This is a genomic window from Domibacillus indicus (assembly GCF_023715895.1).
GTDB lineage: Bacteria > Bacillota > Bacilli > Bacillales > Domibacillaceae > Domibacillus > Domibacillus indicus_A.
This window is the reverse complement of record NZ_JAMBOO010000085.1, coordinates 1-455: the sequence shown is the minus strand read 5'-3', so window position 1 is coordinate 455 and position 455 is coordinate 1. Positions and strand designations below refer to the sequence as shown.

Annotated in this window: 1 pseudogene; it reads right to left on the bottom strand. The window is 67.3% G+C overall.

Annotation, left to right across the window (positions count from 1 at the left end):
- Nucleotides 1-47: 47 nt before the first annotated feature.
- Nucleotides 48-455, bottom strand: a pseudogene (locus M3221_RS25675) (citrate transporter); the annotation flags it as partial.

Below are 455 nucleotides of genomic sequence, written 5' to 3'. Positions count from 1 at the left end.
GCTGTCATGTCCGTACCGTCGTCCGGCGAAACGCCCGCCGGGACGAATCAAAAGACGCCGAGCACGACGCACGCGATCGTCATCACGATCGACGCGCCGAACAACATCGGAAACGTGAATTTCTGATGCTCGGCCAGCTCGATCCCGCACAGGCCGACGACGAGGAACGTCGCGGGCGTGAGCGGGCTGACCGGAAAGCCCGTCGTCATCTGGCCGAGCAACGCCGCCTGTCCGACCTGCACGGCCGGCACGCCGAGCTGGCCGGCCACTTCCGCGATCACGGGCAGCACGCCGAAGTAGAACGAATCGGGATCGAACAGCATGCTGAGCGGCATCGACGCGAGGCCGAGCGCCACCGGAATGTGGCCGGCCATCGACGGCGGCACGAAGCCGACCGCCGCCTGCGCCATCGCCTTCAGCATCCCGCTGCCCTGCATGATGCCGGTGAACACGCC